This is a genomic window from Saccharothrix longispora (assembly GCF_030852425.1).
GTDB lineage: Bacteria > Actinomycetota > Actinomycetes > Mycobacteriales > Pseudonocardiaceae > Actinosynnema > Actinosynnema longispora.
Genome location: NZ_NSDM01000053.1, coordinates 1 through 720, shown reverse-complemented (window position 1 = coordinate 720; position 720 = coordinate 1). Strand labels below are relative to the sequence as shown.

At 70.8% G+C, this 720-nt stretch carries 1 protein-coding gene; it reads left to right on the top strand.

Going from position 1 to position 720, the window contains the following annotated elements:
- On the top strand, positions 1 to 720 hold a 720-nt coding region (locus CKY47_RS36785; RefSeq protein ID WP_306751002.1), incomplete at its 5' end, for a DUF6345 domain-containing protein.

Genomic DNA, 720 nt, shown 5'->3' with positions numbered 1-720 from the left:
GCGCAGTGGACCACCCGGGTCGACGTCGGCAGCTCCGGCACCGGGACCTGCCAGTCCCTGTCCGGCGTCCCGGCGGACGTCACCGGCTTCAACACCCGCTTCACCGGCGCGGGCGTCCCGGTGCAGTTCAGCTGGACCGGGGCGAACGCGTGGGAGCAGGACTTCAAGGACCCGGCGTTCGCGGGCGGCCAGGACCACGTGTACGCCGACGACGTCGACATGACCTACTACCACGGGCGGGGCGGCGCGTTCGGCCTGTCGTTCGCCGGGTGCAGCGCCGTCACCGACAGCGCGCTGCGCAACACCGAGGCGCGCTGGGGCAACCGGGACGCCGAGTGGATGAGCCTGTACACCCCGAGCCTGCTCCAGGGCACGGCGAGCGGCCAGGCGTGGTGGCAGCGGTGGGGTCCGTCGTTCCGCGGGCTGCACCAGATCAACAGCTTCGAGACGGGCGTGGTGCAGAACAGCTCGTTCGGCTCGCGGTACGGCAACCACCTGCTGCGCAGGCCGTTCCTGAACTTCCTGCGGCCGATGAAGGTGCGCGTGGCGTGGGCGCAGGCGTCGATCGACACCCAGCCGTCGTGGGTGCGCTGGGCGACCATGGGGCCGATCGGGAACTCGTGGATCGCGAACTTCGACGACTACTTCTGGGGCAAGGGGCCGGTCGGGCCGGACACCCTGCCGACCGTGGGCTTCTGGAAGATCTCCGGCTCCAGCTGA